Source organism: Amycolatopsis sp. NPDC054798 (assembly GCF_053611505.1).
The window spans coordinates 26,974-43,246 of sequence record NZ_JBSHAM010000035.1 but is presented as its reverse complement, the minus strand read 5'-3'; the positions used below and the strand labels follow the sequence as shown (position 1 = coordinate 43,246).

Annotated in this window: 19 protein-coding genes; all 19 read right to left on the bottom strand. The window is 70.8% G+C overall.

The genetic code is table 11. The features are described from left to right. Positions 1 to 4: 4 nt before the first annotated feature. Positions 5 to 1,225 (bottom strand): WXG100 family type VII secretion target, encoded by a 1,221-nt coding sequence (locus ACWGIC_RS22255; protein WP_452077865.1) that lies wholly within the window; start codon positions 1,223 to 1,225, stop codon positions 5 to 7. Next, positions 1,222 to 1,716: a hypothetical protein gene (locus ACWGIC_RS22250; protein ID WP_452077864.1), complete on the bottom strand. Its 495-nt coding sequence runs from the start codon at positions 1,714 to 1,716 to the stop codon at positions 1,222 to 1,224. Before ACWGIC_RS22250 ends, ACWGIC_RS22255 begins: the two co-directional genes overlap by 4 nt. A 188-nt stretch (positions 1,717 to 1,904) precedes the next feature. Further along, entirely contained in the window at positions 1,905 to 2,474 is a 570-nt protein-coding gene (locus ACWGIC_RS22245) for a TetR/AcrR family transcriptional regulator (protein WP_452077863.1), read from the bottom strand. Between the two features lie 44 nt (positions 2,475 to 2,518). After that, a complete protein-coding gene (locus ACWGIC_RS22240; protein WP_452077862.1) occupies positions 2,519 to 3,094 on the bottom strand; it encodes a dihydrofolate reductase family protein in 576 nt (191 codons plus the stop codon). A gap of 99 nt (positions 3,095 to 3,193) precedes the next feature. After that, on the bottom strand, positions 3,194 to 4,321 hold the full coding sequence (locus ACWGIC_RS22235) for an FAD-dependent monooxygenase (RefSeq protein ID WP_452077861.1): 1,128 nt from the start codon (positions 4,319 to 4,321) through the stop codon (positions 3,194 to 3,196). 12 nt (positions 4,322 to 4,333) lie between these two features. After that, positions 4,334 to 5,233 (bottom strand): MBL fold metallo-hydrolase, encoded by a 900-nt coding sequence (locus ACWGIC_RS22230; RefSeq protein ID WP_452077860.1) that lies wholly within the window; start codon positions 5,231 to 5,233, stop codon positions 4,334 to 4,336. Beyond that, a complete protein-coding gene (locus ACWGIC_RS22225) occupies positions 5,230 to 6,612 on the bottom strand; it encodes an MFS transporter (protein ID WP_452077859.1) in 1,383 nt (460 codons plus the stop codon). The genes ACWGIC_RS22230 and ACWGIC_RS22225 overlap by 4 nt, the downstream gene beginning before the upstream one ends. Positions 6,613 to 6,745: 133 nt before the next feature. Beyond that, positions 6,746 to 7,351, bottom strand: coding sequence for a dienelactone hydrolase family protein (locus ACWGIC_RS22220; protein WP_452077858.1), 606 nt, complete (start codon positions 7,349 to 7,351; stop codon positions 6,746 to 6,748). A 3-nt stretch (positions 7,352 to 7,354) separates the two neighbouring features. After that, positions 7,355 to 8,983, bottom strand: a complete 1,629-nt coding sequence (locus ACWGIC_RS22215) for a thiamine pyrophosphate-binding protein (RefSeq protein ID WP_452077857.1) — start codon at positions 8,981 to 8,983, stop codon at positions 7,355 to 7,357. A gap of 13 nt (positions 8,984 to 8,996) precedes the next feature. After that, the gene (locus ACWGIC_RS22210; protein ID WP_452077856.1) at positions 8,997 to 9,785 is read right to left on the bottom strand and encodes an SDR family oxidoreductase; all 789 of its coding nucleotides are present in this window, start codon (positions 9,783 to 9,785) and stop codon (positions 8,997 to 8,999) included. 11 nt (positions 9,786 to 9,796) lie between these two features. Next, positions 9,797 to 10,537, bottom strand: a complete 741-nt coding sequence (locus ACWGIC_RS22205; protein ID WP_452077855.1) for an SDR family oxidoreductase — start codon at positions 10,535 to 10,537, stop codon at positions 9,797 to 9,799. Continuing rightward, positions 10,534 to 11,319 (bottom strand): alpha/beta fold hydrolase, encoded by a 786-nt coding sequence (locus tag ACWGIC_RS22200; RefSeq protein WP_452077854.1) that lies wholly within the window; start codon positions 11,317 to 11,319, stop codon positions 10,534 to 10,536. Before ACWGIC_RS22200 ends, ACWGIC_RS22205 begins: the two co-directional genes overlap by 4 nt. Further along, the gene (locus ACWGIC_RS22195) at positions 11,316 to 12,104 is read right to left on the bottom strand and encodes an aspartate dehydrogenase domain-containing protein (protein WP_452077853.1); all 789 of its coding nucleotides are present in this window, start codon (positions 12,102 to 12,104) and stop codon (positions 11,316 to 11,318) included. Before ACWGIC_RS22195 ends, ACWGIC_RS22200 begins: the two co-directional genes overlap by 4 nt. After that, positions 12,092 to 13,018 carry a VOC family protein gene (locus tag ACWGIC_RS22190; RefSeq protein ID WP_452077852.1) on the bottom strand — a complete coding sequence of 309 codons (927 nt, stop codon included), beginning with the start codon at positions 13,016 to 13,018 and terminating at the stop codon, positions 12,092 to 12,094. The genes ACWGIC_RS22195 and ACWGIC_RS22190 overlap by 13 nt, the downstream gene beginning before the upstream one ends. A 16-nt stretch (positions 13,019 to 13,034) precedes the next feature. Next, entirely contained in the window at positions 13,035 to 14,093 is a 1,059-nt protein-coding gene (locus tag ACWGIC_RS22185) for a Rieske 2Fe-2S domain-containing protein (protein WP_452077851.1), read from the bottom strand. Further along, positions 14,093 to 14,314 (bottom strand): recombinase-like helix-turn-helix domain-containing protein, encoded by a 222-nt coding sequence (locus ACWGIC_RS22180; RefSeq protein WP_452077850.1) that lies wholly within the window; start codon positions 14,312 to 14,314, stop codon positions 14,093 to 14,095. Before ACWGIC_RS22180 ends, ACWGIC_RS22185 begins: the two co-directional genes overlap by 1 nt. 71 nt (positions 14,315 to 14,385) lie before the next feature. Then, positions 14,386 to 14,631: a hypothetical protein gene (locus ACWGIC_RS22175; RefSeq protein WP_452077849.1), complete on the bottom strand. Its 246-nt coding sequence runs from the start codon at positions 14,629 to 14,631 to the stop codon at positions 14,386 to 14,388. A 9-nt stretch (positions 14,632 to 14,640) separates the two neighbouring features. Next, positions 14,641 to 15,579: a PDR/VanB family oxidoreductase gene (locus ACWGIC_RS22170; RefSeq protein WP_452077848.1), complete on the bottom strand. Its 939-nt coding sequence runs from the start codon at positions 15,577 to 15,579 to the stop codon at positions 14,641 to 14,643. 12 nt (positions 15,580 to 15,591) lie between these two features. After that, a complete protein-coding gene (locus ACWGIC_RS22165) occupies positions 15,592 to 16,110 on the bottom strand; it encodes a cupin domain-containing protein (RefSeq protein WP_037360475.1) in 519 nt (172 codons plus the stop codon). Positions 16,111 to 16,273 lie beyond the last annotated feature (163 nt).

The window sequence follows — 16,273 nt, the reverse complement described above, 5'->3', positions numbered from 1 at the left end:
GCCGTCACTCGCCCAGCACGGGCGGGTACGCGTCCGGCAGGTCTTCGAGGAAGTCGAAGGAACTGCCTTTGGTGTAACGGTTCTGGTGGTCTTCCGAGCCTTCGCCGCGCTGGCCCGCCATCGGCGGGAGGAACCCGCCGGACATCGGGCTGCCGCCGCGCGTGCCTCCCGCGGCCCCGGCCGCGCCGGCCGCCCCGGCCACCGCACCGACGGACCCGGCCGTCCCGCCGGGCAACCCGCCGGGCAGCGAAGCGCCGCTGCCGGAACCGCTGCCGCCGAGCGCGCCGGCGGAACCTCCCCCGAGCGCACCTGCCGAACCCGGCATTCCGGCCGTCCCGCCGAACGGACCGCCGATGGGCTGTCCCGCAGTGCCCGGCACGACCGACGACGACGCCGTGGTCGCGTCGCTGCCCCATCCCGCGGAGCCACTGCCCGATCCCGCCGAGCCGCTGCCCGATCCCGCGGAACCAGGCGAGTACCGCCCCCCGCCTTCAGTGCCACCGCTGCCGCCGGAATCGATGTTCGTGGTCTTCGGCGCGCCGGTGAAGTGCGGCAGCCTGTCGTGCACGCCCTTGCTAGAGGTTTCGTAGCTCTCCATCACGCGGACGGCCTCGGCCTTGGCCTGCGACGCGGCGCGTTTGGCGGGCAGGTGGTCGTCCAGGAGCTGGTCGACCATCACCGCGCCGCTGGGACCGCTGGCCGCTTTGAGGTCGTAGCCGTCGCGGAATTGGTTCTCTGCCGCGTAGAACACCGGTTCCGGCATCTTGTGCTTGGCCGTTTCGACCGCGCTCGTGTAGTGGTCGAGCTTCTCGCCGACCGAGCGCATCGTCTCGCTCGCGCCCGCACCCCAGGACGTCAGCTTCGACGCCGACTGCGCCGCCGTCCCGGCCGCACCGCCGCGCCAGGACAGCAGCAGCTTCTGCACCGTCTTGTGCACCGCGGCGGTCGCCGAGTCGACGTCGTAGGCGAGCTTCCCCCACTGATGCGCGGACGCGCCCATTTCGACCGGGTCCGCGGTCATGATCATGTCGTAGAGCGTGGTGTGCGCCCAGGCGTTCCAGTTGATCTTGCCGAACGACGCGTCCTTCAGATTGGCCCGCTGGGCGAGCTTCGTGCGCCGCAGGACCCGGCGCTGCGCGGCGGTGGGCGGGTGGTCCTCGCTCCACAACCGGTGCTTGCGATGCTTCTCGTACGGCAGCCGTTCGTAGCCCGGTGTCCGGCTCATGCCGACGCTCCTCCCCCGTCTTCCGCCCGGCGGTGCAGCGCGTCGAGCGAATCCTTGGCGTCGCTCTCCTGCTGGACGTGGCCCGCGCTGGCCCGGCGGATGGCCTCCCGCAAGGACGACAGCTCGTCGAGGTACTGCTGCAGGATTGTCTGCACTCCGCCGTCCGCGGACCCGCGCACGCCGAACGCCTGCCGCAGATGGCCCGCCACCGGGCTGGTGCCGTCCTTGAGCGGATGCGCGAGCTGTTTGGCCTGTTCGAGGCAGGCGGTCAGCTCCTGCTGGCGTTTCTCCAGCTCCGCGTCGGCCGCCGCGATCTCGGCCGGGTCCAGTTCGATGACGCCGGTGTCCGCGACGATCTCGGCGGTGCCCGCGCCGGACGGGCCCGGCACGGAATCCGAGGTCTCCGGCCGTCCGGAACGATGGGTCTCCCTGGCCTGTTTCCGGTGCAGCGCGCGGACGTCTGCCCAGTCCGAAACCCGGTGCGAACTCACCCCAGTCCACCTCCCAGCAGGCGTCCTCATCGGACGCGCGCACCAGTATGTCAGCCGTCCGGACCGCAGGCATCCGGTTCGGGAAAGTCGGCGATGAGACGGCTGGGGCGGGGCTGTGGTTCCAGGGTTCAGGGGCGGTTCCGGGGAGCACCCGGACGGCGCAACGAGGCTGCGCCGTTTGGCGGGAGTCAGCCCGGATTCGCGCCCCGGACAAGCAATTCGGCCACCGCACGGGCCGCCGCCTCGACGTCGTCCCCGAGTTCGGCGGGCAGCGCGCGCTGCAGCCACAACGTCGCGAACCCGTGCACGAGAGACCAGGCCGCCGCACCGGCCACCACCGGATCGACGCTTCCGTCCCGGAAACCGGCGACGGCCCAGTCCAGCGCCTGGACGCTGCGCTCCTGCGCGGCCCGCAGGTCCGGATCGTCGCCGCGGAGCAGCTCCGGCCGGAACATCACCTCGAAATGCGCCCGGCGCGCGACCGCGAACGAGACGTAGGCGACCCCGGCTTCGAGCAGGTCCGACGACGGCGGCAGCTCCTCGAGCGCGTCCGCGAGCAGGTCGAATCCCTGTGCGGCCACGGCGGTGAGCAGCCCGGACCGGTCGCCGAAATGGTGCGCCGGGGCGGCGTGCGAGACCCCGACCCGGCGGGCGAGGTCGCGCAGGTTGACCGCGGCCGGGCCGGATTCGCCGAGCACCTCGACGGCCTCGGTCAGCACCGCCTGCCGCAGATCGCCGTGATGGTAACGACGGGCCATGGTTTCGAGTATGCCACCGACTTGTCAGTGACTAGATTCCTCGCTCAGCGGACGAACTCGAAGATCTGCTTCTGGATCCCGTTCGAGTAGCTTTCGCTCTCGATCAGCTTCAGCGGCTGCTTCTCCTTGTCGGTCTCGCTGAACAGCCGCTTCCCGGCGCCCAGCAGAACCGGGAAGACCAGCAGGTGCAGACGGTCGACCAGACCGGCGTCGGCGAGATCGCGGACCAGCGTCGCGCTGCCGTTGACGATGATCGGGCCGCCCTCGGTTTCCTTCAGCGCGGCGACGTCGTCAAGAGAGCGAAGAATGGTCGTTTCGCCCCAATTCGTCACCAGGTCCTCGTCGCGCAGGGTGGTCGACACGACGTATTTCGGCATCACCTTGTAGTGCGGGAACTCCTCGGTCATGTCCGGCCACACCGGCGAGAACGCCTCGTAGCTGACCCGGCCGAGCAGCAGCGCGGTCGCCTCCTCCTGCTCGGCTCCCTTGAGGGCGTAGGCGGCGGGGTCGAACTCGATGTCCTTGAAGGTCCAGCCGGCGTTCCGGTAGCCGGGCTCGCCACCGGGGGCTTCGACGACGCCGTCGAGGGAGACGAAAGCAGTGGCGATGAGGGTGCGCATGGGGTCAGCTCCTGGTTCGGGGTAGTGCCTGTTCATCTACGCGTCGAACGGAACCGGCCCGATCAGACACGCCACCCGAACCTGGAACTATGACCTGAGTCATACGGCGGTGTGCCAGGCGTCGTATCCGTAGATCGCGTCCGCCGCGGCCGAGCTGGTTCCGCTCTGCTTGAGCCAGCTGTTGCTCCGCGACGCCAGTTGCACCTCGCGGGTCCGGTCCAGCCGGGCCGACTGGTACGCCTTCAGCGCGACCTCCGGGTTCGGATACGCCGCCAGTGCCCGCGCCAGGACCACACTGTCCTCAATGGCCATTCCCGCGCCTTGCGCCATGAACGGCATCATCGGGTGGCACGCGTCGCCAAGAAGCGTCACGGCGCCGGACGACCAAGTCGGCAGCGGATCGCGGACGTACAGTGCCGATTGCAGCACCGAATCGCACGCCTCCAGCAGTGCACGGGCCTCGGGGTGGAAGCCGCGGTACGCCTCGCGCAGTTCGGCCACGTCGCCGGGTGTCGTCCAGGATTCGTGCCGCCACTGGCTTTGCCGGGTCGTGGCGAAGACGAATACGTCCGCGCCGCGGTTGAGCGGGAAAGTCACCAACTGCGTGTCCGGGTCCGGGCCCCACCATTTGGTGAAACAGTCCAGGTTCGGCACGTCGACCGAGCCCGCGGGCAGCACCGCGCGATACGCGACGACACCGGTGAACTCCGGGTGTTCCGCGCCGAACAGGGCGGTGCGGACGGCGGAGTGGATGCCGTCGGCGCCGATCACCACGTCCACGGAAGCCCTGGCAGCACTGGAACCACCGAAGTCCAGCTCGATCCGGTCCGTTGTGGACAGTCCAGTCAGCTTGTGTCCCAAGTGGACGACGTCGTCGGGCAGCGCGCCTTCCAAGGCGGCCAGCAGATCCGCGCGGTGCATCGTGAGCTGCGGCGAGCCATAGCGGCGTTCGGCCTCGTCGCCCATCGGCAGCCGCGAGGTTTCTTCGCCGGTGTCCCAGGTTCGGCTGATCCGGTACTTGGGCCGCGCCGCGGTTTCGCGCAGTTCTTCGCCGATGCCGAGGCCGTCGAGGGCGCGGACGGCGTTGGGCGTGAGGTTGATGTCCGCGCCGACGCGGCCGAATCCGGCCGCCTGTTCGTGCACGACCGGAGAGAATCCGGCTTTCCGCAGGGCGGCCGCGGCGGCGAGTCCGCCGATCCCGCCGCCCACGATCCCGATTTCGGGCACAGCGAAGCTCCTTCAGACAGTGAGGTCGAGCAGATCGTGGCCCACGACGACCGGGCCGGAGTAATGCGGACGGACCCGCCGGAGCCAGCCCTCGTCGTCGAGGCGGGCCGGATCGGCCGGGCCGAGGTGCGACAGCGCGACCCGCCGGGCCCCGGCCGCCGAGGCGACCCTGCCGACGTCCGCCGGGGAGGTGTGCGAGGCGGCGAGGAACTCCAGCAGCTGCGGCGAATAGCCGATGCTGCGGTAGAAATCGGGCTCCATCGCCTCGTGGACCAGCAAGTCGGCACCTGCGGCCAATTCGCCGACCGCGTCGCTGCGTGCGGTGTCGCCGGAGAAAGCGACCACGCCGTGCTCGGTCTCGAACCGGTAGCCCAGCGCCAGCCGCAGCGGCGGATGCGGGACGGCCCGGGCGGTGACGCGCACCCGATCGTCCTCGTACACCACGATTTCCGCACCGGCCGCCACTGAGATGTCAGTCGCGCGAATTAGTCCGGCCAGCGGCGGCCGGTTGCTCGTCCGCTGCCGTACCGCGACGTCCTGGCCGAACGCCGCGAGATTGCCCGCCACCAGACCCTCGGTGCCGGCGGCGGGCGGGCCGGGATCGGTCGGGTCCGGACCGGGGCCGTAGACCCGCACCGGATCGACGACGCCCTGGTTGGCCGGGCCCCAGCCGAGCAGGAAGAGCGTGAACAGCTCGGCGACGTGGTCGGAATGCAGGTGCGTCACGAACACCGCGGCCAGATCGCGCAGCGACAGTCCGGCGGCGACGTACTTGCCGAGCGTCCCGTAGCCCGCGTCGACCAGGTACACGCGCCCGCCGACCACCACCGCGTTCGCGCAGCCCTGCCTGCCCGGCGCCGGGTACGGTCCGGCCGCCGTGCCGAGCAGGACCACGCGCAGCGCGTCCGTCACGGCGAAACCTCTTCCAGCGTGCGGCCTTTGGTCTCCTCGGCGAAGAACCCGGCGACCAGCGCGCCGACGAAGCAGATCCCGCCGAGCACCAGGAAGACCGAGGCGAGTCCGCTGCCGCCGGCGTACAGTGCGCCGACCAGGATCGGACCGAGGATCAGGCCGAACCGGTTCATCACGCCGCCGAGGCTGACGCCCAGCGCACGGCTGCGCGTCGGGTACAGCTCCGGCGTGTACAGGTACAGGCAGACGTTCACCGCGAAGTTGAACATCGCCGCGAGAGACGACCACACCAGCAGCTGCAACGGAGTCCCGGCGCCGAGCGCGCCCAGCACGACCAGCATCGCTGTGGTCCCGCCCAGTCCCGCGGCCAGCACCACCCGGCGGCCGAGCTTGTCCACGACCAGCGCGGCGATCAGGCAGCCGACGAGACCGGCGACCGACGTGGCCGTGCTGTACCAGAGCGCCTGTCCGATCGAGAGGTGGAACGAACCCTTGTACAACGTCGGCAGCCACGAGGTGATGCCGTAGTTGGCGAGGTAGCCGACGAACCAGATCGTCCACACCATCAGCGTGCGCCGCCGGTAGCGACCGGCGAACAGGTCGCGGAGAGAACCTCGTTTGGCGGGCACGGGCGCTGGCGGTGCGGCCGAAACCGCCGGAGGAGGCAACGGACGGCCAAGGGATTCCTCGACGCGGCGCTCGATCAGCGCCATCGTCTGCTCGGCCTTCTCGGTGTGCCCGTGCGCGGCGAGCCAGCGCGGCGATTCCGGGATCCGCAGCTGCAGCAGCACCGCGGCGAGACCGGGGACGGCGGCCAGCGCGAACAGCGGACGCCAGCCCCAGTGCGGGATGACCCAGGCGGCGACCAGCGCGCCGACCGCGAGACCCGCCGGGAAGACGATCTCGTACATCAGCACGAAGCGGCCGCGACGGCGAGCCCGGCTGATCTCCGCGATGTACGCGGCGGCGGTCGGCACTTCGCCGCCGATCGCGAGACCCTGCACGAACCGCAGGATCAGGAACGGCAGCAGCGCCGTGCACAACGTCATCGCCAGGCTGCACAACGCGGTGAGGGCGACGCACAGCGTGATCACCTTGACGCGGCCGATCCGGTCGGCGGCCCAGCCCGACGCGAGCGCGCCGAGCAGCATGCCGATCGAGCCGACGGTCAGCGTCGCGGTGCTGGACGCGGTCGTCAGGTGCCATTCGCGGCCGATGACCGGCAGCGTGTAGGCGATCAGCAGCTGGTCGAACGCCTCGAAGAACGTGACGATGCCGATGATCAGGCGAATCGACACCTGCCATCGCGACATCGGGAGCCGTTCCAGCCGGGCGGCGATGTCCCGCTGGGTCACCTCGGGGGTGGCGGCGATACTCATGGGCCCTCCTCGGAGCCGGAGCGTGCAGTCGATCGTAGGGGGTTTCAGGCGCGATGCCAGGAACTCGAGGCGGCGCTCTGCCTGCGGTCCGTGAGGGGAACCCTGCGGGAGTCAGATTCCCGCAGGGTTCCCCTCACGGACTTGAAGCGGGGGCGGCCGGAGGAGAGTCCGGCAGCTCGGCGTCCAGGAACCGGACCAGATCGTCCGCGGCGGACGGTCCGGCGGGCAGCACGAGCCGATCGGGCGCATGCGGGTCGAATTCGGGCGTACCGGGCCACGGTGGCGGCTCGGGTCCGAGTGCGGCGGCGAGGTCCACCGCGGCCAGTTCGGCGAGGTGGGCGGCGGAGCCGAAACCGGCGGCGGCCACGCGGTGGCGCGGCATTCCCAAGCGGGCGCCGAGGTAGTCGAGCGCGCCGGCGAGGTCGGCTTCGAGGTCGGAAAGCTCGAGCGCGGCGAAGGCGGCGTCCGCTTTGTCTGGACCGAAGGTGTGGCCGCCGGTCTCGTAGTAGAACAGCGGCGCGACGGTGAGGTAACCGCAGCTAGCGAGCGTGCGGCAGCAGTGTTCGACGGGCTCGTCGAGCCCGGCGGCGCCGTGCAGCACGAGCACCGCGCCGCGCACGCGGCCGGGCGGATGCCGCACCAGCAGCGGCGCGGACGTCCGCACCACCCGGCGTCGGCGGTTCGCGGGTCCGTGCCCGTGATGGTGGTGGACTTCGGCAGCTTCGATGATGCCTCCCACGTCTCAGCTCTCCGGGACCGGCACCGGCGGCACGAACGGCCGCGGCGTCGCGGGCAAGGCGGTCACGTCCACCTCGATCACGAACGGGCCCTGCTGGGCCACTGCCTTCGCCAGCGCGTCAGCGAACTGGCCCGGCTTCGACACCAGCGCGTGCGGCAGGTCCAGCGACTGCGCGAGGCGCGCGAAGTCCGGCGTGTACAGGTCGACGCCCGCGCGCTGGCCGCGGTGGTGGTCCTGCATGTTGCGCAGCACGCCGTATCCGCCGTCGTTGAACACGACCAGCGCGAGCCACGGCCGTTCCTGCGCCAGCGTGCACAGTTCGCCGAGGTGCACCGCGAGCCCGCCGTCGCCGACCAGCACCACGGTCGGCGCGTCGGGCGTCGCGAGCGCGGCACCGATGCCGGTGGCGAGACCTTGGCCGATGCCGCCGCCGACCGGGAACACGTTGGTGCGCGGGTCGTGGATGTCCAGCAGCCGGTTGCCCCACTGGCTGGACGGGATGGTCACGTCGCGGGCGATCACGGACTCGGCCGGGAGTCCTTCGCGCAGCGCGGCGCAGATCTCGGCGTACGGGCCGATCGCCTCGTTCAGCTTGTCCCGCACGGATTTCCGGGTTTCGACGACGCGTTCGCGCCAGCCCGGTTCGGTGTTGGGCTCCACAGTGGACAAGGCAGCCAGCACCACGGCCGCGTCGCCTTGCACGCCGACAGTGGCCGGGTAGACGCGGCCCAGCGCTTCGGCGTCGACGTCGATCTGCAGATGCCGTTCGGGCAACGCCAGGTGGTAGTGCTTGGTTTCGTTCGAGCGGAAGTGCGTGCCGATCGAGACGAGCAGGTCGGCGTCGGCAAGAAGCGGGGCCGCGGACTCGTGCGCGGCGAAATTCCCGACGACCAGTTCGTGGTTCTCCGGCACCGTGCCCCGGCCGGAGTTGCTGGTGAACACCGCCGCGCCGAACCGTTCCGCGAGCGCGCGCACCTCGTCGCGGGCACCGGTCGCTCCCCCGCCGAGCCAGAACACCGGGCGGCGGGCGGCGGCAAGCAGCTCAGCGGCTTCGGCGAGTACAGCAGCATCCGGCGGTGGGATCTCAACCGGCCGCTCTGCCGTGCCAGTACGGAACTCGTGCCGCGAGTACTGCAGATCGATCGGCCATTCGACGCTGGCCGGACCGCTCGGCACCGACAGCGCGTGCCGGATCGCCGCGCGCAGGGTGTCCTCGGCGGTTTCCACCGACGTGACCGTGGCCGCGTGCTTGGAAATCGCCGTCAGCATGCCGAGCTGGTCGCGCGTCTCGTGGATGACGCCGCGGCCGCTGCCGAGGAATTCGGAGTCGATCTGGCCGGTCACGTGCAGCACGCGGCTGCCCGCGGTGAGCGCCTCGACCAGCGAACCCGCCGCGTTGCCCGCACCCGTGCCGGTGCTGGTGATCGCGACGCCGAGGCCGCCGCTGGCGCGGGCGTACCCGTCGGCGGCGTTCACCGCGGCCGCTTCGTGCCGCACGGGCACGAACCGCAGGTGCTGCGAAACCGCTTCCACCAGCGGCAGATTGTGCACACTCACCACGCCGAAGGCGGTGTCCACTCCGGCTTCGGACAGCAGGCGAACGAGCAGTTCGCCTCCGTGACCGTGATTCATGGGTCCGTCCCTTCTAGACATAGCGGGCGATGCCGCCGCCGACGTCGATCGTCGCGCCGGTCACGTAGGAGGCACGCGGCGAAAGCAGCGTGACGATGGGGAAAGCGACCTCTTCCGCGGTGCCGAGCCGTCCCAGCGGGATTCCGCGATCAGCGGCCAGCTCCGCCGACCAGTCCACAAAGGACAGCTTGCTGCCGGAAGCCTCGTACCGGCGCCGCCACTGTCCGGTGTCGACCAAGCCGAGGCAGACGGAGTTGACTCGCACACCGTCCTCAGCAAGCTCAGTCGCCAAGGTCGTGGAGAGATTGAGCAGCGCTGCCCGGGCCGCCGACGTGGCCGCCAACCGGGGTTCGGGCTGCCGGGCGAGGATCGCGTTCACGTTCACCACAGCCGGATCAGAAGCCGCGCGCAGCCAGGGCAACGCGGCCCGCACGACGTGCAGCACCGAAAAGATCTTGAGCTGCAACTCTTCCCGCCACTGGTCGTCGGTGGTCTCGGTGAGCCGCGCCATCAGCGACCGGCCCGCGTTGTTCACGACCCCGGTCAGCCCGCCCAGCTCGCGGGCAGCGTCGGCGACGAAGGTTTCCACCTGCGGCTGGTCGAGCACGTCGCAGGACGCGGTGTACAGCCGGGCTCCCTCGGCGCGGGGCAGATCGGCGAGGGCCTTCTCCAGCCGGACACTGTCCCGGGCACAGGCGGCGACGTGCGCGCCCTCGGCCAGCAGCGCGGCGGCGGTCGCGAGCCCGACGCCGGAGCTGGCCCCGGTGACGAGCACCGCGCGGCCCTTCAATCCCAAATCCACGGGTTTTCCCTTCAGCTGCAGACGAATCCGCCGTCGACCACGAGGGTCTGGCCGGTGATGTAAGAGGCCGCGTCGGACAGCAGAAACGCCACCGAACCGACGACGTCCTCCGGCTGTTGCGGCCGAGTCAGCGCGCGGTTCATCGCGTACAGCTCGTGCCGTTCCCGCGGAATGCCCGCGGTGGCTTCGACTTCGGTCAGTCCGGGCGCGACCGCGTTGACGGTCACGCCGTCCGGGCCGCCGTCCCGGGCCATCGCGCGGGTCATCGCGATCACCGCGCCTTTGGACGCCACGTACTGGACCAGCCGCGGCGAGCCGTACAGCGCGGCGTCCGACGCGAGGTTCACGATCCGTCCGCCGGTCTGCGCGAGCTGCGGATACAGCGCGCGGGCGACGAGCCACGGGCCGCGAGCGTTGACAGTCATCAGCGTGTCCCACGCTTCGACGTCCAGTTCGGCGAAATGCTTGCCGCCCACGCCGTCGGCCATCGCCGCGTTGTTCACCAAGCCGTGCAACGGGCCGAGCTTCGCGACCGCGTCCGCCAAAGCCGCGACGGAATCCGGGTCCGCGACATCGGTGTCGATCCGGTGTGTCTCAACGCCTTCTGCCCGCAACCTGGCGACACCGTCCGCTGCCCGGTCCGGAGACCGTTCGGCGACCACGACCCGGCCGCCTTGACGGCCGATCTCGCGGGCGATCGCCCAGCCCAGACCCCGGCCAGCGCCGGTAACCACATACAGCCGGTCTTTCATCGCGCCACCACCGAGTCCACTTCGGACAGGAAGTCCAGTACCTCGGCGGAAAACCGGCGCGGGGACTCCTGATTCGCCGCGTGCCCGCCGGGCAGTATCTCCAGCCGCGCGCCGGGGATCGACGCGGCGAGCCGCCGAGCCTCGGCGACGCCGGTGACCTGGTCGTGCTCGCCGACGAGGACCAGCGTCGGCACCGAAATCCGGGACAGCCGCGGACCGTGGTCCGTCTCGGCCATCGACTCGGCGGCGGACGTGTACCCGGCTAGCCGAAGGCTCGCCATGATGCCCTCGACCCGTTGTGCCACTGCGGGATCCGCGCCGGGCGCGAGCAGCCGAGGCGCGCGGCGGCGAGCGAATTCCGCCGCGCCCACCCGGTTCAGCTCGCTCGGCCGGGCTCGCATCACCGCGGCCCGCTCGGAGTCGATGCCGGAGCCGCGAGTCGAATCGGCCAGCACCAGCGACCGCACGGCCTCCGGGTACTCCAGCGCGACGCGGGTCGCGATCACGCCGCCCCACGAGACGCCCACGAGATGCGCGGGTGCCGCGTCCAAAGTGGTCAGTAACCGTCCGACGAGCCCCGCGTATCCCGCCATGCCCAACGGCTTTTCCGGATCGGCCGAACCTCCGTACCCCGGCGCATCCCAGGCCAGCACGCGGTGTTTCGATGCCAGGCCGGCCAGCTGCGCGTCAAACGACGCACTCGACCCGCCGATTCCGTGCAGCAACAGCACTGGACTGCCGTCGCCAGCGGTTCGTACCTGCACTCCGTCCACAATGGTCACCGGAACACCGCCCTCGGCGACGCCAAAGCTTCCAGCGCGGAAAGCACCGCGTACGGCACGACCTGGCTCGACGTCGGCGTCTGCGGCGAAGGGCGGTTCTTGATCTCGAACCGGTACTCCCCCGCCGGTCCGGTCGCGGTGATCACGTGCGAGGTCAACGGCGCGAACGGATCGGCGATCACCGCCGCCTCCACGACGTCCCAATCCCGCACCGCCAACGCCACCGACGCAGCCACATTCGCCGACTTCGGGAACTCCGCAGTGATCTCCCGCGCGGGCCCGCGCCGCAGCTCGACCGGTTCGGTCGCCTGCCGCAGCCCCTCCGCCTCCGCCGCGGACATCCACGGCTGGACCAGCGAAGACGCCTTCTTCGTCGTCTCGATGACCACCCGCTCGAACGGCCCGAGAAGCGCCGCCGAGCGCAACAGATCAAGCCCGCCGATCGCACCTGTCGACAAATGGACCGCACCCGGCCCGGCCGCCAGCAGCTTCTCCAGCAACCCGTCCGCCGCCAGCGCACCGACCGAAACCACCAGCAGGTCACAACCCGCCGACAGCACCTGTGGCCCAGCGTCCGTCAACGCCCTCTGTCCAGCGGCCTCGACCACCAAGTCCGAAGTGGACAGAAGCTCCGGCAACGCGCACATCGGCAGTCCCGCCGGAGCGAGCGCCGGATCGACGACCCCGGCCAGCTCCGCGCCCGGCACCCGCCCGTCGCGCAGCGCCTCCGCGACCACCGAACCGATCGACCCCGCGCCCAGCACGCCTACCTTCACGACTGCCACCACGCCGAGTAGCCGGGGTCCGGCACGCCGCGCATGTGCGCGCGAACGTCCTTCGACGGCGGCCCCGCGGTGCCCCACAGGTCGGACAGCTCCGGCGTGCGCCGCCACACCCGGCACAGCCACGCGTCTTCCTCGACCTGCGCGACCTCGGAGGTGTACTCGCAGACGAGCCCGGCCGGGTCGGCGAAGTAGCTGAACGTGTTGCTGCCCGGGCCGTGCCGTCCGGGTCCCCACAGCGGCGTGACGCCGTTGTGCTTGAGCCGGCCGATGCCGCGCATGAAGTGGTCGATGGAGTGCATCTCGTACGCGATGTGGTTCACCGACGCGAATTCGGCCTGGTTGAACGCGATCACGTGGTGGTCGGCGTTGCAGCGCAGGAAGGCCATCTGGTGCTCGGACCAGTCGGAGATCCGCATGCCGAGCACTCGCGTGTAGAACTCGCAGGCCGCGTCGATGTCGACTGTGTTGAGCACGACGTGCGCGAGTTTCCGCGGCACCGCGGCGCGGCCGTACGGATCTCCCGGGACGACCGCGTCGACCTCGGCGGACAGCTCCACCAGACGGCCTTCCGGATCGGCGAAACGCAGGCCGTAACCGCCGCCGACCTGGTCGAGCTTGCCGGGTTCGGTGACCAGGCCGACGCCGTGCGCGGCCAGCCGGGCGGCGGCCGCGTCGATCTCGCGCGGCGTGGCGACGGCGAACGCGATCTTGCCCAGCGCGTTCTGGTCGGCCTGTTCGAGCTGGAGCACGTGGTGCTCGTCGCTGGAACCGCGCAGCCAGACGGCGCCGCGGTCGGCTTCGACCTGCTGCAGCCCCCAGACCTCGCGGTAGAACTCGCCGGAATCGGCGCACTGCGTCGAACGCAGCGTCACCGCGCGCAGGGCGCGGAGCCGCGCGATGGGTTCGGCGGACATGGGGCCTCCTGGAACTTCAGCGGGTCGGGGCGGGCACGGGTGCGGCCGAAGCCGGGGCGGCGGCGGGAACGGCGAGCGCTGCGGCCTGGCGGCGGGCTTCCGAACGCAGCAACCGGCGCATCCGGACGAGCGCGATGTCGTGCTGGTACAGGTTTTCGCGGTCCCACGCGTCGAGCGGCATCGCCTCGGCCATCTCGCGGTCCTGTTCCAGCACCGCCCAGTGCCGGGCTTCGAGCCGGTTGCGGTAGAGGACGCGCCAGCTGTCGCGTTCCCAGCCGGAAACCTTGCGGCAGCGCCAAAAGAAGGCCGCGTGCTGCGTCTCGTTGATCGCGCACAGCGCGGCGACGATGGTGAACGCGCCGCCCGGGCCGGCGGTGTCCGGGTACGGGATGTCGAGCGTGACCCACTGCGCGCCCGCGTCGGTGAGCTGCACCCAGTCGAAGTTGACGCCGCGCTGGTCGGTTTTCTCGAAGACGAACCCGTCGTCGATCGCGCGGATCTGGAAGACGGCCTCGCGTTTGCCGCCGAACATGGTGTGGCTGTTGCGGTGCAGGAACGCGCCGTGCATCGGGTCGAGCAGGTTGTCCAGGGAGTAGCCGTAGGGAGCGTCCCACTCGACGTAGCAGAGGAAGTTGTCCCACTCGCCGCCCGCGATCGGGTCCGGCACCTGCAGCGGGGCCGGTTCGGCGTCCTCGTCCAGGCCGAACCAGGCGAACACCGCACCGGCGTGCTCCTGCGCGGGGAACGTCCGCAACGCGCGACGGCCCTCCAGCGCACACCCCGGGCTGCCGGGCACCGACACGACGACACCGTCGCCGTCCACCTGCACCCCGTGGTAGTTGCAGGCGACCCGGTCGCCCATGTGCACGCCGAGCGAAAGCCGCGCGCCGCGGTGCGGGCAGCGGTCCTCCTGAACGTGCACGACCCCGGCGGAGTCGCGCCAGAGCAGCAACTGCTCGCCGGCCCGCTCGATGCGGGTCAGCTCGCCGCGTTTGACGGTGTCCGACGGGCACAGCGGGTACCAGCGGTCGCGCAAGCCCAGTGCCAGCAGCTCTTCGGCGGTTTTGGCCGTCATCACGCCTCCCCCGCCAGCCGCGCCAGTTCGGCGGTGAACGTCTCTTCGGTCCAGTCGGCTCCGTCCGCGGGGCGCAGGCCGCCCGCGTTGAGCGCGGAGACCACGCCGGGCAGGTCGTGCACGCCCCGGCCGTAGACGGCTTCCAGCTCGTCGGCCAGCGCGTTCTCGTAGCTCGTCGGCGGGGCGGTGCGGCTCTGCACCGGCCGCAGCTGCAGCGGCATCGGGCGTTCCCTTCGGGTAGGTGTTGTGCGTGGCGATGCCGGTTAGAACCGGGATTGCCACGCACGAGCTGTTAAGCGGCGGACGGGGCGAGCGCGGCCTGCCCGGCGGCGGTGAGCACCGCGGGCACCCGAAGCCCCGGTCCGCGCGGGGCGGCCGGTTCGGGGGCGAGCAGCCCGGCCAGCTGATGCCCGAGCGTCGGGTCGCAGCAGGCGAGGCCGTCGACGTAAAGGTGCGGTTCGCGGCTGCACGTCATTTCCACGTGCCCCGCGGCGGCGGCGCGCAGCACGGCGAGCTGCCGGTGGGTGTGCCCGGCCATGGCCGGCTCCTAAAGATCAAGAACGAGTTCGGCGGAGCGGCACCGCGACACGCACAGCATCATGGTGCCGGTACTCGCCTTCTCGTCGTCGTCGAGCACGAAATCACGGTGGTCCGGCTCGCCGGAGAGCACCTTCGTTTCACAAGTCCCGCACACGCCCTCGCGACACGAGGTGGGCACGGAAATCCCACTACGGCCAAGTGCGTCCACAATGGACTCGTCGGCGGCTACCGAAACCCGGGTTCCGGTACCGGCGCACACGACGTCGAATCCCGTTCCCGGCGCGGCTTCCGGAACCTCGGGTGCCCGGAAGCGTTCGACCCGCAAGCTCGCCGTCGCGGGCAAGGCCGCCTCGACCGCTTGGAGCAGCGGTTCGGGGCCGCAGCAGTGCACGACCGTGCCCGGGGCGAGCCCGGCAAGCCGCGCGGCCAGATCGGGCGGACCGCCGTGCTCGTCGTCGGCGTGCACCTCCAGCCGGTCCCCGGCGAGCCCGGAAAGCTCTTCCAGGAAAGCCATCCCGCCGCGCGACCGTCCACAGTAGAGTATGGACCACGGCGCGGAGCCCTCGGCGAGTTTCCGGGCCATCGCGAGGATCGGGGTCACGCCGATGCCGCCGGCGATGAGCAGGTGCTCCGGAGCGTCGTGCAGTTCGAAGGTGTTGCGCGGGCCCTCGACGGGAATGACGCTCCCCGCGGTGAGCCGCTCGTGCACCCACGCGCTGCCGCCGCGCGAGGATTCCTCCCGCAGCACCGCGACCGTCCACGTGTGCGCGTCGGCCGGGTCGCCGCAGAGGGAGTATTCGCGCACCAGCCCGTTCGGCAGGTGCAGGGAAAGGTGCGCTCCCGGCTCCCAGCCGGGCAGCGGCTTTCCTTCCGGGTCGCGCAGTTCCACCTGCGTCACCCGGTCGGCCAGCCAGGTCGTCCGGTGCACCCGCAGCATCGTCGGCATCGCGATCGCTTCTCAGCGAGTGACGCCGTGCATCGGCGAGGTGGGCGGGTAGGTCGGCAGCTGCGGCTTCTGCGCACCGATGATGACGCAGAACAGCGCGTCCGTGTCGCCGGCGTTGCGCAGGCTGCGCGGCACCCCGGCGGGCACGCGGATCAGGTCGCGGTAGCCGAGCACGCGGGTCGCGGTCTTGGTGCCGTCCTCGACGTCGTGCACGGTCACCTCCAGGGTGCCCTCCAGGACGAAGAACGCCTCCTCCACGTCGTGGTGGGTGTGCTCCGGGCCGATCGCGCCGACCGGCAGCCGCATGTTCGAGAAGGTGAAGTGCTCCGAGGGCAGCTGACGCGAGTCGCCCTCGTGGTTGCCGGTCGCGCCGGAGCCGATGTAGCGGATCTGCGCGCGGCGGAACTCGTCGCCCTTCGCGGCGGCCTGGAAGCCGAGGGTGTCCCAGTCCTCGTACCGCGTCTCGCGAGCGGCGATGCACGAGTCGATGAGCTCCTCGAGGTGCTGATGCTTGCTTTCGGTGGTGGTCATCGCGGGACAACTCCTAATGCCTTAGGTCTAAGAGACTTACCGATAAGGGTTGTACCCCGAGCGCTGTGATCCGCACAACCCCTTAGCCCTAAAATTCTTTCCGGCCGCGGCCTCCCCGGCTCACCCGCCGTGAAGGACTCCTTGAGGGAATCTGATTCCCTCA